General features: G+C 48.0%; 21 protein-coding genes. 11 read left to right on the plus strand and 10 right to left on the minus strand.

The window, feature by feature from the left end:
- Nucleotide 1 precedes the first annotated feature (1 nt).
- From AB4111_RS21655 to AB4111_RS21690, 8 genes are all read right to left on the minus strand, one after another.
- Nucleotides 2–1,678 (minus strand): PucR family transcriptional regulator, encoded by a 1,677-nt coding sequence (locus AB4111_RS21655; RefSeq protein ID WP_442033177.1) that lies wholly within the window; start codon nucleotides 1,676–1,678, stop codon nucleotides 2–4.
- 431 nt (nucleotides 1,679–2,109) lie between these two features.
- Entirely contained in the window at nucleotides 2,110–5,364 is a 3,255-nt protein-coding gene (locus AB4111_RS21660) for an efflux RND transporter permease subunit (protein WP_442033178.1), read from the minus strand.
- Between the two features lie 33 nt (nucleotides 5,365–5,397).
- Nucleotides 5,398–6,345: a TetR/AcrR family transcriptional regulator gene (locus AB4111_RS21665; RefSeq protein WP_442033179.1), complete on the minus strand. Its 948-nt coding sequence runs from the start codon at nucleotides 6,343–6,345 to the stop codon at nucleotides 5,398–5,400.
- Between the two features lie 213 nt (nucleotides 6,346–6,558).
- Nucleotides 6,559–6,693 carry a hypothetical protein gene (locus AB4111_RS21670; RefSeq protein WP_442033180.1) on the minus strand — a complete coding sequence of 45 codons (135 nt, stop codon included), beginning with the start codon at nucleotides 6,691–6,693 and terminating at the stop codon, nucleotides 6,559–6,561.
- Between the two features lie 197 nt (nucleotides 6,694–6,890).
- Nucleotides 6,891–7,205, minus strand: a complete 315-nt coding sequence (locus tag AB4111_RS21675) for a DMT family transporter (protein ID WP_062836933.1) — start codon at nucleotides 7,203–7,205, stop codon at nucleotides 6,891–6,893.
- Nucleotides 7,205–7,546, minus strand: a complete 342-nt coding sequence (locus AB4111_RS21680; protein WP_017691902.1) for a DMT family transporter — start codon at nucleotides 7,544–7,546, stop codon at nucleotides 7,205–7,207. Before AB4111_RS21680 ends, AB4111_RS21675 begins: the two co-directional genes overlap by 1 nt.
- On the minus strand, nucleotides 7,543–8,166 hold the full coding sequence (locus AB4111_RS21685; RefSeq protein WP_442033181.1) for a TetR/AcrR family transcriptional regulator: 624 nt from the start codon (nucleotides 8,164–8,166) through the stop codon (nucleotides 7,543–7,545). Before AB4111_RS21685 ends, AB4111_RS21680 begins: the two co-directional genes overlap by 4 nt.
- Nucleotides 8,167–8,290: 124 nt before the next feature.
- Nucleotides 8,291–9,766 carry a phospholipase D family protein gene (locus AB4111_RS21690; protein ID WP_442033182.1) on the minus strand — a complete coding sequence of 492 codons (1,476 nt, stop codon included), beginning with the start codon at nucleotides 9,764–9,766 and terminating at the stop codon, nucleotides 8,291–8,293.
- Between the two features lie 267 nt (nucleotides 9,767–10,033).
- Between AB4111_RS21690 and AB4111_RS21695 the strand changes: the two genes are divergently transcribed.
- The 9 genes from AB4111_RS21695 (at nucleotide 10,034) to fni (ending at nucleotide 20,540) form a co-directional block, all read left to right on the plus strand.
- A complete protein-coding gene (locus tag AB4111_RS21695; protein WP_442033183.1) occupies nucleotides 10,034–10,981 on the plus strand; it encodes a MerR family transcriptional regulator in 948 nt (315 codons plus the stop codon).
- Between the two features lie 266 nt (nucleotides 10,982–11,247).
- Complete coding sequence (locus AB4111_RS21700; protein ID WP_442033184.1) at nucleotides 11,248–12,798, plus strand: phytoene desaturase family protein; 1,551 nt, start codon at nucleotides 11,248–11,250, stop codon at nucleotides 12,796–12,798.
- On the plus strand, nucleotides 12,795–14,258 hold the full coding sequence (locus AB4111_RS21705; protein WP_442033297.1) for a phytoene desaturase family protein: 1,464 nt from the start codon (nucleotides 12,795–12,797) through the stop codon (nucleotides 14,256–14,258). The genes AB4111_RS21700 and AB4111_RS21705 overlap by 4 nt, the downstream gene beginning before the upstream one ends.
- Nucleotides 14,255–15,127 (plus strand): phytoene/squalene synthase family protein, encoded by an 873-nt coding sequence (locus AB4111_RS21710; RefSeq protein ID WP_442033185.1) that lies wholly within the window; start codon nucleotides 14,255–14,257, stop codon nucleotides 15,125–15,127. Before AB4111_RS21705 ends, AB4111_RS21710 begins: the two co-directional genes overlap by 4 nt.
- Nucleotides 15,127–15,894, plus strand: a complete 768-nt coding sequence (locus AB4111_RS21715; protein WP_442033186.1) for a carotenoid biosynthesis protein — start codon at nucleotides 15,127–15,129, stop codon at nucleotides 15,892–15,894. The genes AB4111_RS21710 and AB4111_RS21715 overlap by 1 nt, the downstream gene beginning before the upstream one ends.
- Nucleotides 15,863–16,624, plus strand: coding sequence for a lysophospholipid acyltransferase family protein (locus tag AB4111_RS21720; RefSeq protein ID WP_442033187.1), 762 nt, complete (start codon nucleotides 15,863–15,865; stop codon nucleotides 16,622–16,624). The genes AB4111_RS21715 and AB4111_RS21720 overlap by 32 nt, the downstream gene beginning before the upstream one ends.
- A gap of 1 nt (nucleotide 16,625) precedes the next feature.
- Nucleotides 16,626–17,774: a glycosyltransferase gene (locus AB4111_RS21725; RefSeq protein WP_442033188.1), complete on the plus strand. Its 1,149-nt coding sequence runs from the start codon at nucleotides 16,626–16,628 to the stop codon at nucleotides 17,772–17,774.
- Complete coding sequence (locus tag AB4111_RS21730; protein ID WP_442033189.1) at nucleotides 17,771–19,252, plus strand: phytoene desaturase family protein; 1,482 nt, start codon at nucleotides 17,771–17,773, stop codon at nucleotides 19,250–19,252. Before AB4111_RS21725 ends, AB4111_RS21730 begins: the two co-directional genes overlap by 4 nt.
- A gap of 220 nt (nucleotides 19,253–19,472) precedes the next feature.
- Nucleotides 19,473–20,540, plus strand: coding sequence for a type 2 isopentenyl-diphosphate Delta-isomerase (fni, locus tag AB4111_RS21735; RefSeq protein ID WP_442033190.1), 1,068 nt, complete (start codon nucleotides 19,473–19,475; stop codon nucleotides 20,538–20,540).
- Between the two features lie 150 nt (nucleotides 20,541–20,690).
- Here fni and AB4111_RS21740 read toward each other — a convergent pair whose 3' ends face one another.
- Entirely contained in the window at nucleotides 20,691–21,143 is a 453-nt protein-coding gene (locus AB4111_RS21740; protein WP_442033191.1) for a hypothetical protein, read from the minus strand.
- A 75-nt stretch (nucleotides 21,144–21,218) separates the two neighbouring features.
- A complete protein-coding gene (locus AB4111_RS21745; protein WP_442033192.1) occupies nucleotides 21,219–21,650 on the minus strand; it encodes a hypothetical protein in 432 nt (143 codons plus the stop codon).
- 213 nt (nucleotides 21,651–21,863) lie between these two features.
- Here AB4111_RS21745 and AB4111_RS21750 point away from each other — a divergent pair, with 213 nt between their 5' ends.
- Together AB4111_RS21750 and ychF are read left to right on the plus strand one after the other, a co-directional pair.
- Nucleotides 21,864–22,334, plus strand: coding sequence for a GNAT family N-acetyltransferase (locus AB4111_RS21750; RefSeq protein ID WP_442033193.1), 471 nt, complete (start codon nucleotides 21,864–21,866; stop codon nucleotides 22,332–22,334).
- Nucleotides 22,335–22,525: 191 nt separating this feature from the next.
- Nucleotides 22,526–23,626, plus strand: coding sequence for a redox-regulated ATPase YchF (gene ychF, locus AB4111_RS21755; protein ID WP_124116543.1), 1,101 nt, complete (start codon nucleotides 22,526–22,528; stop codon nucleotides 23,624–23,626).
- Nucleotides 23,627–24,106: the final 480 nt, after the last annotated feature.

The following is a 24,106-nucleotide window of genomic DNA, read 5'->3' on the forward strand; positions in this document are numbered from 1 at the left end:
ATCAGCCTAAGGGGCCATGAACATACTCATAGGCATAGATCGCGAGCTCAATCGCTACCCGCTTCTCGGGGAGGATATAATCTTCTCCCAGAAGGGCTTCGATTTTGTCCAAACGGTGATAGAGTGTCTGTCTGACAATATAAAGAGCGGTAGCCGTCTCTTGTTTGGAGCAGCATAATACGAAATATTGCTTGAGTGTGCGCAGTAATTGGCCTCCTTTCTCCATATCGTAACGGATAAGAGGACCCAGATATTCTTCAATGAAATCTTCCAGATTACCGCTCTGCTTCATGTTGGCAATGATACGATAACAATGAAGATTACTGTAAAAGGGCTGCTGCATCTCGCCGATGTCCTTCTGAATCCGCAGTGTCTCTTTTGCGGATTCCAGACTATCCTTTAGCCGGGAGAGATTCGCGCAGCTATGACCGATAGCGAACAGACCTGAGAAGAGACGATGGGTCTGTTCCTGCTCGTGCTGCTGTAATTGTTCAATGCAGCGCCAGAGACTGCTTTTGCGCTGAGATCCAGGTAGTGGGTCGAGAATGATAAGAATGATCTGGTGGTTCAGAACGGTGCTGTAGAGGGTGAAGTTCTCCCGAGCGAACACGGAACGGGCGACGATGTTGCGTTGGATTAATATCTTCTGAAGTCTGAGACTGTCTGTGTATGTGGGGTTGCTGTCGAATAGGATAATGCTCGCTTTGCTCGTTGCAAGAAGGGGATTGGCCGTGGAGACATATTCATGGATTTCCTTCGTGGAGTGATGTCCGTTAAGCCAGTCGATCACCCACATATCTTCTTTGTAGCGACGTTTCTCTTCCATGTATTTGGTTCGCATCCAGTCCTGGGCGATCGCGGCCGCGCACCGTTCCAGTGCCTGAATGACGAATTCATCCGAAGGATTGAGGGGTATATTTGAATCATGCTCCGGGAGTTTTTGGTGCATCAGCACAAGGTCGGCAAAGGTGTAGTCCAACGCCTGAACAGGCATATAGAATGGATGGCTAGTGTTACCGGTTAGTGGGACTTCCTTCGAAATATCTACTTGATCCGATCGTCCTCGCTGCAAAAACCAATCCTGCCGCCGAGTCTCCAGCTGCTCTGGAGAGTAATAGGGAACGCTACTCGCTTCCCCTTCAAGTGGGTATAACGCCACGGCACATCCGGTTGTTCGTGATAGTAATCGAAGTAAGGGTTGTACGCCATCTCCATTCAGAAGAAGTTGGTTAAATGAGGTGGTGAGATTATCGAGTTCGGCGATCATCCGCTGATGACTGCGAATCAGGGTGAAATGCAGGTCTTGCGTAATATCAATATAACGGACTTGTTCGTGGAACCAGATCAACGGGAAATCCGCTGCGACTGCAATTTCCTTCATAGCACCGAGCTGCGACTTGGTGTGATCCCCCAGTTCCATGCAGAGCCCGGCAGCCCCACGTGCAATTAACTGACGCAGAAAAGACAGACCTTGCTGCTCACCTTCCTGCCAGCCAATGCCTGTCGTTAGCACCAATTCCCCGCCATTGAGCAAGTCCCCTACCTCAGGCACTTCCATAATATGAACCCAGCGAACATATCGCTCCAGCGCACGATCACTGGCCAGAACCTCTGCCTTGCGAAACACGGGACGTTTTAACATGTCTCTGACTTGAATATGAAGCGTTGTCTCCCCCACACAACCACCATCCTTCCCCAATACATGTGATCTATCTGGAGCTGGAATCCGTTAACTTGCATAATTAATCCATATTATAAGTCAATTTACAGCAGATGGGCTGAAATCTCACGTTCATTTGTTTTAAATGACAAATGGGTCTGTGCTTTTTGTGATTTTGATTAAAAAGATGTGTTTCTATGTCAGTCTATGTGACGGATTCTCTACTCCAATTAGAGCGAGGCATATGCTCTGGAAGTTATATAAAGCTTTTAACTCCGCTTCTTAAACTATTTCTGTCATCATATCTCGTGTGAATTTACATAAAAAAGCCCCTTAGCATTACATCGGAATTCAATCATTCCAATATGTGCTAAGGGGCGAGAGGTTAGAGCGTACAGTCTGTATTTAAGTTGTACTCGAACTGTTACATGAGCACGACTCTCTACTTCTTAATCTTCAATTCTTTTCTTTTTGAATTTCATCAGGAACTCATACACAATCGGTACGATAACCAGCGTGAGCAGCGTGGAGCTGATCAGACCGCCGATTACGGTAATTCCGAGTCCTTTTGAGATGATCCCCGCACTTTCTTCGAGGCCCGTAACCAATGGTAACAGGGCACCGATGGTTGCGAGAGCAGTCATCAGAATTGGACGCAGACGTGTTGCACCGGCTTCCAGCAAGGCTTCACGGGTAGGCATACCCTCTTTTTCCTTGTGAATAACACGGTCGATCAACACGATGGCGTTGGTGACCACAATCCCGATGAGCATCAATCCGCCCATCATGGCGGAGACGTCAAGTGTACCCCCAGCGATGAACAGACCTACCATAATACCAATAACCGTAAATGGCAGGGAGAACAGGATGGCGAATGGTGCCAAACCGCCGCCGAATGTTACAACAAGCACGAAGTATACAATGGCGATGGCCGCCAGCATGGCGAGACCAAGCTGAGTAAAGGTATCATTGATCTGTTCGGTTGTACCGCCGAACTTCACTTCAACGCCATCAGGCAGATCCAACTTGTCGATCTCAGCCTGTAAGTTATTTGAAGCCTTCGTTACATCCGAAGCCAGGATGTTGGCTGTCACTTGTACAACAACCTTACCATCAATTTGCATGATGGAGTTCGGGGATGTGCCTTCTTCCACTTTGGCAACATCTTTGATCGGTACTTCGATGCCAAGCGGTGAAGTGACGGTTTCATCCTCAATCTCATTAATGCTGCTGAATGTTTTATCGTCGGTCTCTACATATACTTTATACGTTTTGTTATCAATATCGACTTCCGTGAGCACAGGACGTTCGCGTGCCGGGCTCAATGCCATAGCCAGTTGGCCTGCAGTCAAGCCCAGGGAACTTAATTTCTCCTGATCTGCCACGAGCGTATACTGCCCGTAGGTGTCAGCGAGTGTTGTATCTGCTTTTTCAAAATTATCCGTATCCGCTTCAACCAGTTTCAGAATTTCGTCCGATACAGGTTTGAGTTGCTCTACATTATCGCCATAGATGGATAGGCTCAGACCACTGCCACCCAGACCGCCGGACATGTCGAGCTCACTCCAGGTTCCTACGGTAACTTCTTTTTTCAAACCTTCGACAAGCTGTTCCTTCACTTGGGTAAAGTCTTTCGTATCTTCGTTATATTCAATATAGAAGAGGGCCGAGTTGGAGCTGCCGCCACCCATACTGCTCAGTGGATTGCTTCCGCCGATGGAATATTGCATTTTCTCCAGACCCGGTTGTTTCAGCAACCACTTCTCGGCAACAAGTGCTTCTTTTTCTACATCTTCACGCAAAGCTCCGGTTTGCGGGTTGTACGTAATCGTCACATATTTATCCTGTTGTTCCGGCAAGAAGCTAGCACCGATGAATGGGTACAGGAACAAACTGCCGACCAGCAAGATCACTGCAATACTGACCGTAATGAATTTGTGTGACAGTGTCCAGTTCAGCAGGCGTTTGTAACCTTCCGCCATCTTGCCTGGTTTTTCTTCGTGATTCTGCTTGTTCTTCAGCCCTTTACGGAACAGGGAATGCGCAAGCATCGGCACGATGGTAATGGCAACGATCAGGGATGCCAGCAAGGCAAATACCATGGTCAATGCAAATGGCAGGAACAGCTCGCCTACCATACCGCTTACCAATGCCAGTGGCAGGAATACCGCAATCGTTACGATGGTGGAAGAAAGGATTGGCACAAACATCTCACGCGTTGCTTCGCGGACCAGTTCACGGCCTTTGAGTCTCTCTCCCTTGAGTGTTAGTCGGCGGTAGATGTTCTCGATAACAACGATGGAGTCATCGACAACCCGTCCGATGGCAACCGTCATGGCACCGAGCGTCATCATGTTCAAGGTAATATCCATGATATTGAGCGCAGTCAATGCCATGAGCAAGGAGAGCGGGATCGAGATAATGGAGATAATGGTTGAACGAATATTACGCAGGAACAGCAAGATGATCAGGATGGCAAACAAAGCACCGAAAACAGCTTTGCCCAGCATCGTGTTCACCGAGTCCTGGATTGGTTTACCTTGGTCAAGCAGTACAGTCAGATCTGCATTTTTGAACTGCTTCTGCAATTCTTCCGCTTTGTCTTTGACTGCATTCACGACATCAACCGTGTTGGCGTCATTGGATTTTACAACGGAAATACCGATGGATTCCTTGCCGTCTGTCCGGGAAATGGATTCCGCTTGACCGATGACTTCGATCTTGGCAATTTCACTTAGTGTTACAGTTGGAATGCCAGGCATATTGGCCGCGCCTGTAGGGCTACCTGCACTGGCATTACCGCCAGCTGCTTGGCCTGCGGCCGGGTCTGTTCCTTGTGCAGAGCCAGGAGCTGTACCTTGAGCTGCTTCACCAGTCGCCGAGCCTTCACCTGTTGGTGCTCCAGAGCCTTGTGGGGCTGCACCTGAACCATTGCCTGCAGAAGCGCCGGCACCGCCGGGTACAACTGGAATGGCAAGGTTTTTCAGATCATCGATGTCGACGATGTTGCCATCTACGACAACGGCTTTCTGGGATTTATCCAGTTCGAACAGTCCCAGGGGCACACGAATGGATGAACCTTGAACGATGCCGTTTACCGTATCTTCCGTTAGGCCCAGCTCGGCCATTTTGGCTTGATCGAACTTCAGTTGAACTTCTTTTACATATTGACCTGACACTTGAACCTGAGCTACACCGTCAATGTCTTCGAGTGCAGGCTGAATATCCGATTCAACCAGTCGTGTCAATTGTTCCAGGTCACCACCGTCCTTGTCGGACAGGCTTAGAGATACAACCGGGAAAGAGTTAATGCTGAACTTGGAAATGGTCGGCTTCTGTACGCTGTCAGGCAGTTGTACTTCATTGAGTGCCTCACGAACGGTTGCCGTCGCGTTGGTCAGATCTGTTCCATAATCAAATTCGAGTGTGATGGATGCTGCATTCTCCATGGAAGTGGAGGTAACCGTCTTAACGCCATCAACATTCCGCAGTTTTACTTCCAGCGGCTTCGTGACATCTTCAACAATTCCCTCCGGTGCAGCCCCCGGATCAATGGCAGTGACATTCAGAAACGGTACGTTGATGTTCGGAATGGTCTCTTGCTTCATCGTCAATCCGCTGTACAAACCTGCGAAAGAGATGATGATTGTCAGAATCCAGATCGCAAACTTGTTGTTCAGTGAAAAATTAATAATACCTTTCATACGATGGTTTCTTCTCCTCTCTGTTTCTCCTGTTTATGTGTGTGACGAGTCAGCAGGGATGAACCGGCTATACATGGCATCCAAAATATGCTGAAGCTCGGAATGCAAGGGTTGAATGGCAGTTACGTTCTCCAGATTGTGCATCATGCCCAGAATAATGGCACGCCGCGGCGTGAATTCCATCATCTCCTGTCTGAGAATGGCAATGGTTTCAAGTGCATCATTCTTCGGTTGCCCTGCGGGCAAATCGGAGGAGGCAATATCCTGCATTTGTTTGATGATATGGATAGGATGTCGCATCACCGTGGAATCTGGTTGGGCCTCGGTAATCCAGGCAGGCCATTCCTCCAGAGGAATCAAAGGCTCAGGTCGCTGGTTAAGAAATCCATGTGCGGCATAGTCCATCATTTGCAGCAAGTTTGTTGCCATTTTGTTAACAGTGAGAGATGGCATCTCTGTAAACCAGATTTTGACATAGGAGAGGAACAGTCCGTGTGTCAACAAAATAAGATCAATCGTATAAGGTTCAATCTCCCGTCCATACTGCTCTTCCAACTTATCTTTAAACCAATGTAAGGTACGGATCTCCAGATCTCTTTGCTGTGGATGGCACTGTTCCTTGCGTTGCTGTTCATCATCCAGCATCATGCTTCGCAATTGTACCCGCAAAAATTCCTTGAATTCGGCTACATGAATGAGCAGTGTTTCAATCTGCTTGTGCAGGCGTTCTCGCGAGGAGAGGCTGGTTTCATGCTCAATCTGCGTCATCTCGTCCATTAGCGTGTACATGCAGTACTCCAGCGTACTGGCTTCCAATTCCTCTTTGGATTTGAACATGATATAAAGGCTGCCTTTGGACATCCCGCATAGTTCGGCAATCTCTTGCATGGATGTTGCAGCACTGCCTTTGGATGAGAAAAGCTTGAGTGCTGTAGTAATGATGAGTTTTTTCTTCTCATTCATTTCATGTATAGGGTTCATTAACGATACATTCACCTCATCAGGGAACTTGTGAGTTCTTGAATTGACTTTAAGGTCAAACCAAGTATAAACGATCTGGTTGAAGGAATTCAAATGGGAGTAAATTGGAAAATATATATTGAGAAAAGAGGATGATCAAAGGGAAGAAGAACAACACGTAACAAGGTGTAGCCTGTATGTACGATATGGGTATTGCTATCAAGAACGTTTAAGTTAGACTCCTCCAGTGAAGGCGTACAAGGCGAGTATAATAATGGCGACTAGAGCGATGAGATAGAAGATCGCCATGCCGATCAGAAGGGTATACCCAGTATAAGAACAGATGCGTACCAATAACTTTCTCAACATTACACCATCCTTTCTTACGTTGCAGAGTATAGGGAGGTTCCCTATTTCTATCATATCCGAAAAAAGACGACTTCCTGATCGAAGTCGTCTTTTTTTATTTTACAGAATTTAATAGATATCCTAATGGAAGCTAAGAAGTACACGATAACGGAGATTGTAGAACTAACTTAGATATAAAGTGTAATTCAGTTGTTCCGTTACGTGATCAGTTTCAAGCCAACCGCTGCAACCAAAATCATCGCGATAAACAGGATACGCTTCGCTTCTTTCCGTTCACCGAACAGGAACATGCCTGTTAACGTGCTGCCTACCGTCCCGATCCCGGTCCACACCGCATACGCTGTGCCCATGGGAATAGACGTCATGGCGTAAGATAACAGCGAGAAGCTGAATACAAACGATACCAGCATCAGTACGATATAAGGCCAGCCTTTGCGAGTAGAAGCACCATTAATACCGATCACGCCGAAAATTTCACATATCCCTGCACCCACAATTGCCATCCAAGCCATTATACTGCACCTCCTTTGGCTTCTTGCTGATCCGTAACCAGCTTCAATCCGATTACGCCGCAGAGCAACAATCCAATGAGCAATACTTTGGCCAAGCGGAACGGTTCGCCGAACAGTACCATTTCCGTAAGGACGGTACCTGCCGTACCAATTCCCGTAAAGACGGCGTACACCGTACCGACAGGCAGTCTTTTGGAAGCAGCAATGATCAGTCCAAAGCTGATCACGATGGCAATCCCCGTCAAAGTCCACTCCCAGGCATTCGAGGCATGTTTCAGCCCGCTTACCCAGACAATCTCAATAATGCCACCGATAAATACATATAACCAGTTGCGGTTCATGATGTTGAATCTCCTTCCGGCACAACACTTCGTGCCTCTTCGTTCAGATTATGAATGCCATGCCAGAAGACAGGCCAAGATGCTTCCAACCGTCTCTTGTACCGACGGGAACTTCCATAAATAATCTCCACGGTAATCCCGTCGAGAAACGTCATGAATGCAATGGCGGCCTGTTCCGCAGGAATGGGCGGAATATCTCCATGACGCATTGCCCGCTGCAGCAAACGAGTCAACGCACGTTCCATACCATCGATAAACGGATACACCAGATCCATCACTTCGCTATAAAGGGAAAGTGGTGGGTAGAAACAATTGCGCAGCATCAAGCGTGCTGACGCATGGGCATTGTATTCTTGTTCGAACCAGATCAGCAAGCCCTTCAGCCTCTGCTCCAATGGCAGGTCCTCATGATCACGGAAATATTCGAGTGTGTGCCGTGTTACTTCGTGAAAAGCAAACGCCAGGGTGTGCAAAAACAAATCATCCTTGCAGCTGAAATGTGCATATATGGACGGTTTCTTAATCCCGACTTCATCAGCAATTGCTCTCAGAGAAGCCCCTTCATAGCCATCTCTGGCAAAATGGAACAGGGCTGCATCCCGAATGGATTGTGCAGTCATTAGATCACCTTCCTAACGGTCGTTAGGTAATTATATTTTCACATTTCACGTCACCTGTCAAGATGAAAATATCCGCCTGCACACGAGAGTACAGGCGGATATCAGGTATGAATGTGGTTCTTGTCTAAAAGGTCGTAAGACCCAGAATCAGCTGTAACTTATATAGGATACCTTTCAAGAACGTTGTCTTTTCCTGAAACTCATCCAGGTCCAACGTGAACTCGGCATCATCATTATTCCAAATACGTTCAAAATAATTCGCGATATCGCGCGTGAACTTATTGTCTGGAGGTGCAGCAACCCATAGATCATTCTCCAGATTGTAGTCATTCATGTTTCGAGGTGTGAAGTTGGTTGAACCGCCAAGAACAATATGATCTCCGCTTGCTTTGGCAATATAGATCATCTTGGTGTGGTATTGCTCCTTGGTGGTGTTATACCAGCGGATCTGTATTTTACCGTCGGATTTATCATGTAATTCGGCGGCGACAGGGCGATTCGGAATGCCGATCTTTTCCTGACCAAAAGCATTTTCATTTGGATCAAGTACAAGCCGGATCTCGGTTCCTCGTTTGGCGGCTTCCAGCAGGGCTTCCAATACTTTGGGAGAGGCCACATAGAACATGCCCATCCATAAGGTATCACCTTTGCCAGCCTGATTAATCTCATGGAGGACAGCGTCATTCACTTTGCCTTCAGTTAAATAGCGTATTCGTAAATCCCCCGTGTTTGAATCCGTGGAAGGAGCGGTGTAGGCAGGAACCTGGCCCCCGCCTGAGATATCAAGCACGGCTTGCTCTGACTGTAGAATATCCCCAATGACTGGACCTGTTACTTCAAATGCAATGTTCGAGTGGTAAGCACTCGCATCATGGATATTGCCGGAAGAAACAATCGCCGTCTTCTCACTAACAACAACTTTGCGATGATTCGCCTTCACATTGAGCAGCTTGAGATAGGAACGCACAGTTACATCCGGACCATCTGTGGCCATCAGGTTCTTGATCCAGCCATCCCCCGATTGGCCAAACCATTGGAAGAAGGTTCGCCAGACCGCAGAGTATACCGGAGTTGAATCACGCAAAGGGTCCACATCCGTGATGACCACATGAATGCCTGCTTGTTTCATCTGTTCCAGCAACGGATTGGGTGCTGAGTTATAGTTGGTATTTACTTCATCTGTAATAAACCAGATGTCCATATCAGGATGCTGATTTTTTTTGGCGACCAGAGCTTCGGTGAATTCAGTACTCACGGGAGGAAAGTTCTGCCCCTTGTGCTGATAATTATTGAACAGGAACATATCCACCAAGACAAACTGCTCTGCTTCCTCCACAATCTGCATCATGCGCTGGAAGATCTGCTGTTCGTGCTGCATCTGTCCGTCAGAGGAAGGATAAGTGAGGTCATGCAGGAAATCGACTTGATCTACACGATACTCGGGACTTTCATAGGAAATACCCGGTGGTAATGGTTTGTAGGTCTGATAGAGCATGACGGCGATGAGCCATAGGACCAATAGGGCGATCCCTGTTCGTATGTATGGAAATTTGCCGCGTGAAGACTTGCGGTCTGATGTATGGCGGCGCAATGAGACCAACGGTGGACTCCCCCTTCTGTACGTGCTGACTTCTATTACCACACGGATGATAACGTTGACGCAGGATAACCCGGTAGAATCACGAATGTAGCCGTTAAATGCATATAGCAAAATTGGCAGGATGCAATCGACAGGTGTCTGAGCGTTGTGTATAATGAGTGTATTATTTTTGTAGAATGTTAGGGTTTTCATATGCCTGACAAGGACGGGGAACCAATGATATAACCTGTGAAATCTGGACATTTAGGAAAGAAAGTGGGTAATAAGGTGTATTCCATCAAACAAGTCGCAGCCATGCTCGATATCAGGGCGGTAACAATCCGGGCTTGGGAGAATCGGTATGATGCGGTCACCCCTGAGCGGACGGAATCGGGTTATCGAATGTATACCGAAGAGAATGTTGAGGATCTGCGCTGGTTGAAAGAACAGGTAGAGCTGCATCAGACCAATATCTCGGAAGCTGTACGGATGTTGAAAGTAAACAAATTAAACCCACCCGAGGCAGCTGCGCCTATTCCGATCATGGCTCCGGTGCCTACAATGGAAGAAGCATACGAACGCATGGCAGATCAGATCTATGACTCGCTCTACAACTTTCAGGGTGAACGTGCCAATGGTTTGATTGATTTTGGTTTCACCATGTACGGGTACGATTCGATGTTCTATCATGTGCTGGTGCCCATACTGGTTCGGGTTGGAGATGCATGGGAGCAAGGCAGGGCTTCGGTGGCTCAGGAACACTTCATGACTCAGCTGATTTCACAGCGGTTTTATCAGTTTTTCCATCTGTTCCCGATCTATCCGCATCTGCCCAAAGTTCTGGCGTTGTGTCCGGAAGGGGAGCATCATCAGGTCGGGTTATTACTGTTCTCTCTCTTTATGCGGAAAAATGGAGCGGAAGTACTGTATCTCGGTGCGAACACGCCAGAAGAAGGCATCTTCCCGATTATCCGGGAGCAAAAGATCAAGTTGGTCTGCCTTTCGATCACAAGTCCGGGGCTCCTTGAACGGTGCGATCAGCTTATAGAGCGGATTAAAAATGAATTTCCACATATTCGTTTCGTACTTGGTGGGAAAGGCTATGAGCGTGCAGAACATGCTCGTTACCCGCAATGGATCATGCCAGAGGATTCAGCAGATTGGCAGTCATGGATAGAACGTGAGTATCTCGCGGATCGACCATCTGGTGTGAGTTTCGGACAGGCAAATAATTAAACATATCTTATCATTCAATGAATAAGCTAGTGTATACAGGACATCCTTTGACGAAAGTGATCAAGGGATGTTTTTTTGCGTTTATGAATGGAGTATCTTCGTAATTTGACCGACGGGTCATTTTTTAGTTTACAAGGTCGTATAATATTTGTATTATATTTGTATAATGTTTTTGCCAGTTACCGCTTAAAGTGTTCTTGGGCGGTTTAATAATAGGCTAGGGGCTAGAGAACTATAGGAATTCCCTACATAGAGAGGTGAGTGGCATGATACCGAATCAACAACGCAAACGTGCAGCTGTGATTGGCGCGGGTCCGGGTGGACTTGCAGCAGCGATGTTATTGTCCGGTCAGGGGTACGAAGTAGATGTGTATGAGAAACAGCCGGTCATCGGGGGGCGTTCTGCCAGATTAGAACTGGGCGAGTATCGATTCGACCGGGGGGCAACATTCTTGATGATGCCTCAGCTGATTGAAGAGATGTTCGACGTGGTGGGACGTAAGTTATCCGATTATGTGCATATGAAAGAACTAACCCCGCTGTACGCACTGAACTTTGGTGATACGGTGTTCACGCCTTCTCGTAATCGGGAAGATACAGCTGCACAGATTAAGGAATTGTTTCCGGGCAATGAAGACAATTACCTTCGGTTCATGCAAGAAGAGGAAGTGAAGTTTGGCAAAGTCATGCCTTTGCTGCGCCGTCCGTTTGGCAAGCTGACTGACTATCTACGCAAAGACGCCGTAACAGCTCTACCTAAGCTTGATGTCCACAACACCGTCTATGGGATCTTGTCCCGCTATTTTACAGATGAGCGTCTACGCTGGGCATTTACATTCCAATCCAAATACCTTGGCATGTCTGCCTGGGATTGTCCGGGCACCTTTACCATACTATCGTTCATCGAGCATCACTACGGATTGTTCCACCCCATTGGCGGTGTGAATCGGATCTTCCAAGCCATGGCTGATGTCGTGGAAGAATACGGAGGACGCATACATACTTCCACCCCGGTGAAACAGGTCATCGTTCGCAATGGTCGTGCAGAAGGTGTGTTGCTGGAGAGCGGTGAACGCATCGACGCGGACCATGTGGTGGTGAACGCCGACTTCGCACATGCGGTGAACCATCTGTTCGAACCGGGCGTACTTAAGAAATATACCCCGGAGAAAATGAAACGCAAAAAGTACTCCTGCTCGACAGCGATGCTGTATCTGGGTGTGGATGGTGAAGTGGATCTGCCGCATCACTCGATCTATTTTCCCGAGGACTACCGGTTGAACGTTGATGAGATTACGAAGCACAAAATGTTATCAGCCGATCCATCTCTATATATTCATAACCCTTCCAGACTTGATTCGACGCTGGCACCGGAAGGGAAATCTGCTTTATATGTTCTCATGCCTACGCCTAACCTTACCGCAGACATCGATTGGGAGGCAGAACGGCAGAATGTGCAGGAGGCCATGATGAAACGCATGGAAGGCATTCCTGAGTTGGCAGACATTCGCAGCCGCATTGAAGAGTGTAAGCTGTTCACTCCACTCGATTGGGAGAATGAACTGGATGTGTACCGCGGAGCAACATTTAATATGGCACATAATTTGGGTCAGATGATGTACCTGCGTCCCCATAACCAGTTTGAAGAGTTGAAAAGTGTATGGCTGGTAGGCGGCGGGACACATCCGGGCAGCGGATTGCCAACGATCTTCGAATCGGCTCGAATCAGCGTGAGGCTGATCCAGGAAGAGGACGCCAGAACAAGTTCCAAGCTATCCTCTTACGTGAAGACGGCAGAAGCCGGAGGGCATTCATGAAGCGGGCCGCCATTGTAGGGGCAGGGATTGGCGGACTTACTTCGGCGCTGTTGTTGAACCGTCAGGGATGGGATGTCACCGTGTATGAACGGGGCTCCCGCGTTGGCGGACGCATTGGATATGAGCAGGAAGGGGAGTACCGGATCGATCAGGGGCCGACCATCGTGCTTCTGCCTGAGATGTTACTTGGCATACTGGAGGAAGCAGGCGTAGATCGTTCGAAGATTGAGCTGCTTCGCTGTGATCCGCTATACAAAGTGCATTATCACAGTGGTCGTGTCATGACCAAGATGACGTCACGTGAGGAGCAGACGGCAGAGATTGAACGTTTGTTCCCGGGAGAGAGCCGGGGATTCACACGGTTCATGAAAGACATGGACACATTGTTTCCGGCAGGCCGGGCAGCGTTTCTGGAACGGGCTTTTCCGCGCAAAAGGGATTTCTTCACACCATCTCTCATGTCACTCATGGGCAGATTGCGTGCACACAAAAGTGTCCGGAAAGCGGTAGGCGATTATTTTGAGCATGAGGAATTGCTAGACGCTTACTCGCTACAAAGTCTATACATCGGTGGATCACCATTTGGGACGCCAGGCATCTACTCCCTGCTTCCCTATGCAGAGCATGAATATGGTATCTGGATGGTGAAGGGCGGGTATGCAGCATTACCGGCCATTCTGGAACAGGAACTGATCTCACGTGGTGGACGTGTTGTGCTGAATGCGGAAGTTACAGGGCTCACGATTAAAAACGGTGTATGTGAAGGTATAGAAACGGTAGCAGGCGCAGAAAATGTGGATGCAGTTATCTACAATGGCGATTTCCCCCATCTTTCGGGTTTGCTTGGTCGAGCACCAGAGGTAGCGCGTAAAAGAAAGCCATATCGCCCCTCTTCCGGATGTGTATTGCTCTATGTGGGCGTGGACAAAACCTGGGAAGATGCAACGACGCACCAGTTCTTCCTGCCACCGAGTCTGGAAGGTAGTTTACAGGAAGTCTTCAATCAGCGACGCATTCCGGCAAAGTCCTCATTTTACGTATTTAATCCGGTCGCATTGGATGAGACAGCAGCGCCTTCAGGACAGAGTGTATTGTATTTCCTCATTCCTGTGCCCGATGCCGAAGGTGTCGACTGGGATCAGGAGAGCGAAGCATTGGCAGAACGTGTTTTGGAAGAGGCGGAGCAACGTGGATTCCCGGGACTTCGTGCAGCGATCAGGTGGAAAAAGGTGCGTACACCCGCTGACGCAGAGCGAGACGGGCTATATGGAGGCGGAAGCTTCGGTATTGCGCCAGTGTTATTCCAGTCCGGTGTATACCGACCACAACCCAAACCTTTCCCTAATATCAAGGGATTATATGCCGCAGGAGCATCTGTACATCCTGGAGGGGGAGTGCCGATTGTGATGCAGAGTGCACGTATGGCCGTCAATCAACTCACGAAGGAGATGGGAACATGAATGAAGCGATTTTGAGCAGGTGTGAAGAGTTGATGCAAAAGGGTTCTTCCTCTTTTTATCAGGCCTTTAGAGGGCTGCCAAGTCCACGTCGGGAAGCGGTATATGTCATTTATGCCTTCTGCCGCATGATAGATGACAGTGTGGATGAACCGGAACAATCGGCCTATACGATTCACGAGATTCATGATTTGTTTGAGCGGCTGGACGAAGCGGAAGGACACTTTATCTGGCCAGCACTGAGATGGTTGTTCAGCAGTTTCCCTCATCTGGATAAGGGGCCATTCTTCCGTCAGATGGAAGGGCAACTCACCGATCTTAAAGTGACGCATTATGCAACAATGCAGGAACTGGAGCATTATTGTTATCTGGTAGCCGGCACTGTAGGCGAGATGTTGTTGCCTGTACTGCGGGATGATAATGGCGCGGAAGTAGCCATGAATGGGATTGCTTTGGGTAAAGGGATGCAGATCGTCAATATTATTCGGGATGTTGGTGAAGATCGGGCTCGAGTGCGCCGGTATGTTCCGCTGGAGATCATGGAGAAGCACGGATACTCCGAACAGGACTTCGAAGACGGGATCGTGGACGAACGCTTTATTGCCATTATTCACGAATTAAAAGCGGCAGCATTGAACTGGTTCCGTATTGGCATGAATCGATTGGATACTTATCCAACGGAAAGTGCGTTTTCGATTGAGCTGGCAGCAGCCTTTTACTCCACCATTCTACACGCGGTCGAACGCAATGACTATGACGTATATACTAAACGGGCATATGTTAGTGATGAATTGAAACTGGAGATGTTGGGTGCGATTGTGAAACGTTATCCGATGCTGGCCTATCAAGCCTCCCGAACGGCGGTATCCTGATGATCCAGTGGCTTTACTGGGCGTGGTATGTCATTGGAGCAACCTTGATGCTGACGATCGGTGTGCCTGACGTATTATCTTTTTCAAATGGATTATTTCTAATCTTTTACGCATTGTATGTGCTGGATCTGATCTATCAAGGGCGTAATCGGACAGCCCTGTCCGACCAGTCAGTCATCTGGCTGAAACCCGGACTCTGGATATCCTCTGTGATTATCTGGCTTGGAGGTATGGGCGTAGAGTGGGTAGGAGTGCATACGCATTGGCCCTTTGGTGAGTATGCTTATTCAGACTTCTTCGGGATTCATCTGTTCAGTGTGCCAGTTACGCTGGGTTTCGCCTGGATCGCAGTGGTGGGTAACTCGGCGCTGTTAAGTGGCGGGGGTTCAACCTGGACTGGCAGATTGCTTCGGGCAGTGAAGACCGGGTTCTGGGCGATTGTGCTCGATCTGGTACTCGACCCAGTTGCACATGCGAGAGGATTCTGGGAGTGGCAGGCTCCAGGTGGATTCTACGGTGTTCCGTGGACCAATTACATAAGCTGGTTTATCATGGGTGCATTCCTATCCCTCTTCCTTCCGGCCATGCCTCGTGACCGTAGCTCATTGTTGCGTGCAAAATGGCTGTATCAGCTCTTTATTCTTCTATTTGGCCTACTGGCCTTAAAGGAAGGCATCACGGGCAGCTTTATCATCGCCATTGCTGGTGTGCTTCTTGCCGAAGGGAGCTGGCTCTATGATTCGCGCCGTAAAATCAAAACCGTTTAATCGGATTTTTGCCTTATACAATCACTATTATCTGCTGCGTCGGCGCTTCCGCTCATTCACGCTATCGGGGTCACTGGACCCGCAGGTGGATATCAGGGACAACTCCCCGATTGATCCTAATCGTCCGGTGATCTACTTCATGAACCACAGCTCCTGGTGGGATGGTCTGCTGCTCTATCATGCGGCCAGACAGACATCGCGGGGTGACCATTATGTGATGATGGAGGAACAGCAACTTCAGCAATATGCCTTTTTTCGTAAATTGGGTGCGTATTCAATCAATAAAGAGAATGCGTCTGGTATTCGGACCTCTCTACAGTACACCAGTGAACTATTGGATTCGGGGAAAAGGGTCTGGATTTTCCCACAAGGAGAAATTCTCCATCAGGAGGCCAGACCGATTCGGTTCCGTCCAGGCATCGGATTGCTGCTTCGTCGCTCTCCGAATGCCATTGCCGTACCGGTAACCTTGTGCCATGGGATGGTTCAGCATGATCTACCGGAAATATCGATGCAGGCAGGCCCTCCGGTGATGGAAGACTGGAAGACGCTCAAGAGTGAAGAGATTGCCTCCAGACTCGGTCTTGTGCTGGAACAGCAGTTAGACGATCACAGATCAGAACTTATACGGATGGGACAGGGGAGCTTGCCAGATGCGCTGCCACTGATTCGTCATGTACGTTCGACAAGTGAAAAATACGATGCCACGCGAAAGCGGGTGAACCGTTAGGATGAATACATCTGAAATCTTCTGGATTGTGCTTACAAGCATATTGGGAATACAGTTGCTGTTCGCTCTATGGAACGTCTCCTGTCTGCCCAAAGTACGTTCATTCCGGTCAGACAAGATACAACCCCCAGACCTGCTGGTCTCGGTACTGATTCCGGCCAGAAATGAAAGACTACATATCGAAGGATGTCTGGAAAGTGTGCTCGCGAGTGATACATCGGGATTCCGGATGGAAGTGCTGGTGCTGGATGATCGTTCCGAAGATGAGACAGCGGCCATGGTACAAGCGATTGCGAATCGAGATGGGCGTGTGCGTCTACTGCATGGTGTCGATCTTCCCGAGGGCTGGATGGGGAAAGCCCATGCGTGTCACAGGCTGGTACAGGAGGCCAAGGGAGAATGGTATATGTTCGTGGATGCGGATGTGCGCCTGGAGCCAAGTGCCATTCGTCAAACTCTTGCGGCAGGGTGTGAGCAGAGCGGCGGTCTTGTAACTGGTTTTCCTTATCAGGTAACGAAGACGTGGATGGAAAAGCTTGTCGTACCGATGATGGTCTTCACCATCATCAGTCATCTGCCCATTTTCATGATACGTAGATCATCCAGTCCGATGTTTGTGGCCGCTACGGGCGCTTTTTTGCTGATTCATCGCTCCAGTTACGAAGCATCCGGCGGTCATGCTGCCATTCAGGTCCATCTGGTGGATGACATGAGTTTAGCCAAAGCGGTCAAGCGTGCAGGCCATCCGGTGATGCTGACAGACGTGCATGACGTAACGAATACCCGCATGTATCAGAACGGTGCAGAAGTATGGAACGGATACAAGAAAAATATGTACGAAGGTATGGGACGTAAAGACGTACTGCTGCTTGGCACGATGTTGATGTATACGCTGATGTATATTGTGCCTCCGCTGGGATTGATTTTTGGACTCATGACAGGTAATTTGATGTCCATTCTGTATGGATTGTTAGGAACATTACTGGGTATGGCTGTGAAAAGAGTAGCGGATCATGCTGGCGGACAACCCTGGTGGCTTGCCCTTTTGCAACCAGTTAGCATGGCATGTGTCATTGCTATCGGACTTGCTTCCTGGCAGGCAGGTCGCTCTGGCAAGGGGTATGTATGGAAAGGTAGGCGGTATAGTTGAGAGGTAACGTCACGATTATCGGTGCAGGATTCGGAGGTCTGTCGTGTGCGATCCGATTGGCTTCACAAGGTGTGCAGGTGACCATTCTGGAACGGCAGGATCATGTAGGTGGCAAGCTGCAGCAGATTGAGCGGGACGGGTATCATTTTGATCGGGGACCAAGCACAATCACGATGCCATCCACTTTTCGTTCCGTCTTCGACTATGCAGGTGTAACAATGGAAGATTACGTACAGCTATATGAGTTGGAGCCACGCACGCGTAATGTATTTGCAGATGGCACAGTGGTCGATTTGTCAGGTAATCGCGGGTGGATGAAGGAACAGATCGCGGCGTACAGTCCGGTGGATGCGGCTCATTATGATGCATTTATGGATGAGTCTGCCGCACTGTATGCGGAAGCCAATCGTCATTTTCTCGGTAAGTTGTTGCTGTCTCCTTCTGACAAATACAATCTTCAGATGCTGCGCAGCCTGCTTCGTGTGCGGCCAACGGTGAATCTGGATAAGCTGCTGCGTTCGTATTTCCAGCATCCGCATACACTCGCTATGTTCGGGCGGTACGCAACCTATGTGGGATCATCGCCGTATCAGTCTCCTTCGATCTTTGCCATGATGGGTCATGTGGAAGCAGAAGTGGGCATCTACGGAGTCAAAGGCGGAACCTATCAACTGATCGAAGGAATGACTCGGCTGGCACAGGAAAAAGGCGTACAAATTATTACAGGCACAGAAGTCCGGCAGATTGTTGTCCGAGATGGCAAAGTGGCAGGTGTGGATACGGATCAAGGCTTCCGCGAAGCCGATCAGGTGGTTGCCAATGGAGATGTGCTTAGCGTGAATCGACTGCTGCTCGCACCGGAACATCGGAAAGAGATGAGTGATGCCCGCATACGGAAGTATGAACCATCCATTTCGGGATTTGTAACGCTGGCAGGTGTGCGAAGACAATATGATGCGCTGCTGCACCATACCGTCTTTTTCCCGGAACGGTATGAACCAGAGTTCGACCATATTTTCCGTGACCGTAAAATGCCTGACGATCCGACGATTTACATCTGTTACTCCGGTTATTCGGAAGCAGGCATGGCCCCGGCGGGAGCAAGTAACCTGTTCATTCTGGTCAATGCCCCCTACTTGTCAGATTCGTGGAATTGGGAGCTACAGACGGAACGTTACGGAGCGTTTGTACTGGAACAATTGGCAGCGAGGGGAATTACCGGGTTGAACCAATCCGATGTGTTGATCCGGTACACGCCGCGAGATATCGAACGGGATACTTTGGCGCATCAAGGCTCGATCTATGGCATTTCGTCCAACTCGATGAAGCAGACCTTCATGCGACCAGGCAACCGAAGCAAAGATGTACAAGGACTCTGGTACGTCGGCGGCACAACACATCCAGGCGGCGGAACCCCGATTGTGACGTTATCTGGGCAGCTTGTTGGTGAGCAGTTGGCAACGGAAATCTTGAAATAAGTAGGCATATAAGATAGTGGTGCTCCGAGATTTAAGTGAGACATTTGGTTTCGGGGCATCCTTTCCATAGCTGGATTGGAACGTTATACTGGATAGAGTTATGCTGCAATGCTTATTAGATGAATGTTTTTGTCTTTTGCATAAGACATATATACATAGAAGCAAGGAACGGGCAGGTTATCCTGTCGATCCGCACGATTCTCACATAGGAGGTCTCATCATGAATGAACAAGAGCGAGCCGGCGAACGGCTGCTTCCCGAAGTGGCTACGGGAGAACGGAAGCTGGAACACGTGCGCCTCTGTCTTGAGGAGAATGTGGCAGGAGAAGGGGTAACCAGCGGTATGGAGCGGTATGCTTTTCGTCATCACCCACTGCCGGAGCTGGATTTTGAAGAGGTGCATCTGGAGACTTCGTTTATTGGCAAAAAAGTACGTACACCCTTGCTCATCAGTTCGATGACGGGTGGAAGCAAAACAACGGGCGCCATCAATGAGCGCCTCGCCCGAGTAGCGAACGCCAGAGGCTGGGCGCTCGGCGTAGGTTCGATCCGGGCTGCCGTGGAACAGCCGGAACTCGCGAGTACCTTCGATGTCCGTCGCTGGGCACCGGACATCCCGGTCATTGCCAACCTGGGCGCGGTGCAGCTGAACTATGGCTTCACTACGGCTGACTTCCAGCGTGCTGTAGATATTGCGGGTGCGGATATGCTCGTCCTTCACCTGAACACGTTGCAGGAAGTTTTTCAGCCGGAAGGTAACACCAACTTCAGCGGATTATTTCAGCGGATTGAGAACTTGTGTCGTGAGCTGGATGTACCTGTTGGCGTGAAAGAAGTCGGTTTTGGCATCGATGGCGTGACGGCTCAACGCCTATATGAAGCGGGTGTCGCGTTTATCGATGTAGCTGGTGCTGGTGGTACAAGCTGGGTGCAGGTAGAGAAGTATCGTAACAACAACCCGGTACGCCGGGCGGCAGCTGAAGCTTTTGCTGACTGGGGCATTCCCACAGCGGAGTGTATTCAGGAAGTACGTGCGCTGAATCCGGCGGGTGCTTTGATTGGTAGCGGTGGGCTGTATACGGGTGTGGATGCAGCAAAGGCTCTCGCCCTGGGTGCCGACCTGGCAGGTTTTGGCCGATCTCTGCTCGAATCCGCAGTCGCGTCCGATGATGCGCTGAATGAGCGGTTGGAACAGGTCGAATTCGAGCTGCGTACCGTGATGTTTGGCATTGGCGCAGGGCGGATTGAGGATTTGAAATTGACGGAGCGACTGGTGGAACGGCGTTAGGCGCAGGGTTAAAATGAAAATGATATAAACTTCATTGGAGTTATTTAATTATATATTTTGAGTCTACTCATATTGCTTCCTATATAATTTGCAACAAAAATAGTGTAGAGGATACTTCATTAAGAAATATCCTCTACACTATTTATTTTATTAAAATTGTCGGGCACTTATATTCATATCCATTTTATGACCTGTTGAACTATAAATATAAACTTTGACGTTTGTTGTGCCTATAACACCTATTCTTGTTGTTTTTTGAGTTCCTTTTTTGATTGGAATATCAATTGGAGAAAGATTGCCCACAGTAATCTTGACATAAATAGTATCCGTACTAGTGTTGTTAATCCAAAGATTAGAAGTCTCTCCATTGTCAGAATCCAATGTGAATGATTTTTCATATGCATTGTAACTACTGTAATTGAATGGTCTTATAAGTTGTATGTCCAATGGAGTAACAATCGGATCATTAGAGTTCTCCACAGTGATTGGAGGGTTAGTAAAAGCATCTTTGACTCTATCCTCTAATCCAACAGCACTAGCTTGATGTGCAGAAAGTAATAAAGAGAAGGCTAAGCCTGCGCCTAAAATTATGTTTAATGACAATGTAATTTCCTCCTCTATGCTTTTAGTATGTAATGAGGATGTTCCAATTACTTATATAATTGTGTTGCCGAAAGATTACATACATTCTTCTTTCACAGTGACATTCTCATTGGTTACAGTAACGTAGGAGTTACCAGATAAGTATTCCGTATAACCGCAAACCATTTTGTTATAGGTTTTTCCGCGGCTGTCTGTAAACTCCAAGGAGACGGTCCCCTCCCCGGAAAGTTTCAGCTGTGGGGCGAATTTTACTTTTACTCCGCTGGGAATATCCTTTTTGAATACGTAGGTGGAGCCACTCTCGTTGGTATTATACGAGTCGCCTTGGGCCAGGCTAGCCTGAATATTGGTGAGGTCATAGTCGGACTGATTGTGGATTGTGATTCTCAAGTGGCGAAAGGGATCGACTGCATCCAGAAAGCTCATAAAAGCGACTATGGCGATTCCGAGTACGATGGCGGACAAGATAATGATTTTCTTTTTGGAGAATCGGCGATGTGTGTACAATATAATGCACTCCTTTCCTATGAGGTATAAACGATGGGAGGAGATCAAAAGTTATAGATAAAATGGATACATATAAAAATTGAAGTTCAAATCGTCAGAATTACTTCATGCGCTAAACGGGAGAACAGGATACAATAAGATACTAGCAGTGCAAAAAGGACTGCACAGGGATACTACATAATGTTGATCACTCAAAATAAGGAGGGGAATAAATTGAAACTTTCTCCAATGAATCAGGAAGATTATACAAGTTTTTGCATTCGATCGATTAAGGATTTTGCACAGGAAAAAGTAGAAGCAGGCACTTGGGCGGAGGAAGAGGCGCAGCAACTGGCCGAGGAATCTTATGAACGTTATCTGCCAGAAGGTTTGAACACACCCGGAGCATATCTCTACAATCTAGTGCATCCTGTGGACGGAAATGTGGGGTATATCTGGTTTAACATCACGGATAATCGCCGTGGCAAAGATGCATTTTTACTAGACATTGTGGTTGAAGAAGCACACCGCGGTAAAGGGTATGGAATAGAGACGATGGAGGCGCTTGAACAGACGGCCTTGAGTCTTAACGTGGATCGCATTGGCCTGCATGTGTTTGGACATAATGTGCGGGCGAGCAGCCTGTATCGTAAGATGGGATATGAGGTAACGGATCTGACCATGTACAAGGAAATCAAAGGGTAAACTAATAGCGGATGTTCTAAGCCAAAGGTATCATCTACGCAAAACAAATCATCCGCAGTAACCGGGGATTTCGGGAAGTGAATGGGGCTCTGGTCGAATTGGCGAAGTTCCTTGATGCCTTGAGGTTTGTCATATATAATGTATAGGATTATCCATACCGAACAAGTAATCAATGAGGAGTTGTCATATACATGGCTTTGAAAGCTGGAATCGTGGGTTTGCCTAACGTTGGTAAATCTACATTGTTTAATGCAATTACACAAGCAGGTGCCGAATCGGCAAACTATCCGTTCTGTACGATTGACCCTAACGTGGGGATCGTTGAAGTACCCGATGAGCGTTTGGACAAACTGACAGAACTCGTTGTGCCTAAGAAAACAGTACCAACGGCGTTTGAGTTTGTAGATATCGCAGGTCTGGTTCGTGGTGCGAGCAAAGGCGAAGGTCTGGGTAACAAGTTCCTTGCCCACATTCGTGAAGTAGACGCAATTGTACACGTGGTACGTTGCTTTGTAGATGAGAACATTACACACGTCGATGGCAAAATTGACCCGGTAAGCGACATTCAGACCATCAATCTGGAGCTGATCCTGGCCGATATCGAGAGTGTTGAGAAGAAAATCGATCGCTCCAAGAAAAACATGAAGGGCGGCAACAAGTCCGCCTCTCAAGAAGTAGAAGTGCTGGAGAAAGTGAAAGCTGTTCTGTACGATGACAAGCCGGCACGCAGCATGGAACTTACAGATGACGAGCTTCTGATCATCCGCGATCTGCACTTGCTCACTCTAAAGCCTGTTTTGTACGCAGCCAATGTAGCTGAGGATGAAATCGGTGATGTGGCGAACAATGCCTACGTGCAAAAAGTAAGAGAATTCGCAGCTGCTGAAAACGCAGAAGTGGTGCCAATCAGCGCGAAGGTTGAAGAAGAAATTTCTGAGCTGGAAGGCGAAGATAAACAAATGTTCTTGGAAGAACTCGGTATCGAGGATTCCGGTCTGAACCTGTTGATCAAAGCGGCTTACAAATTGCTCGGTCTGTACACATACTTCACAGCAGGTGTGCAGGAAGTTCGTGCATGGACAATCCGTAAGGGTACCAAAGCGCCTGGCGCAGCGGGTGTCATTCACACGGACTTCGAGCGCGGATTCATCCGTGCAGAGGTTGTTTCCTACGACGATCTGGTTGCAGCGGGTTCCATGAACGGTGCCAAAGAGCGCGGTCAACTTCGTCTTGAAGGTAAAGAGTACGTTGTAAATGACGGCGATGTTATGCACTTCCGTTTCAACGTATAATTCCTAAACCGTTCACTATGGTTTAAAAAATGGTTATAGCAGCCCTGTTATCTTCTTTGGAAGATAACAGGGCTTTTTATGTTTTTGATCGCTATATATTGTGTACAAGTACTGGATTGATCGCACGTAGTGGATATAATAAAAGGAAAAGGCACAATCCGAGATATGTAAAATAGAAATATTTTTGTATTGCGCGTCGATCAGTTACTATTCAGAACCATAAGAATATGCTATAATTAAGAGTCGTATACCACGTTAAAATTCGCGCTGTAACCGATGAGTTGAAGCGAGTTTCATACAGGGTACACGATTTCTTGATATCAACTTTAAAAGTAAAGGATTTGATGACGTTGTAGCGATGTTATACGTCGATCATACATGAATGTGAATACATGCTGCGGTCAGGGGATTCATTGAGAATCCTGTGCGTTGTGGAATATAGATTATAGATGTAATTGATGTTGAATTGAAAACATTATT

The organism is Paenibacillus sp. 2KB_22 (genome assembly GCF_052115745.1).
Taxonomy (GTDB): domain Bacteria; phylum Bacillota; class Bacilli; order Paenibacillales; family Paenibacillaceae; genus Paenibacillus.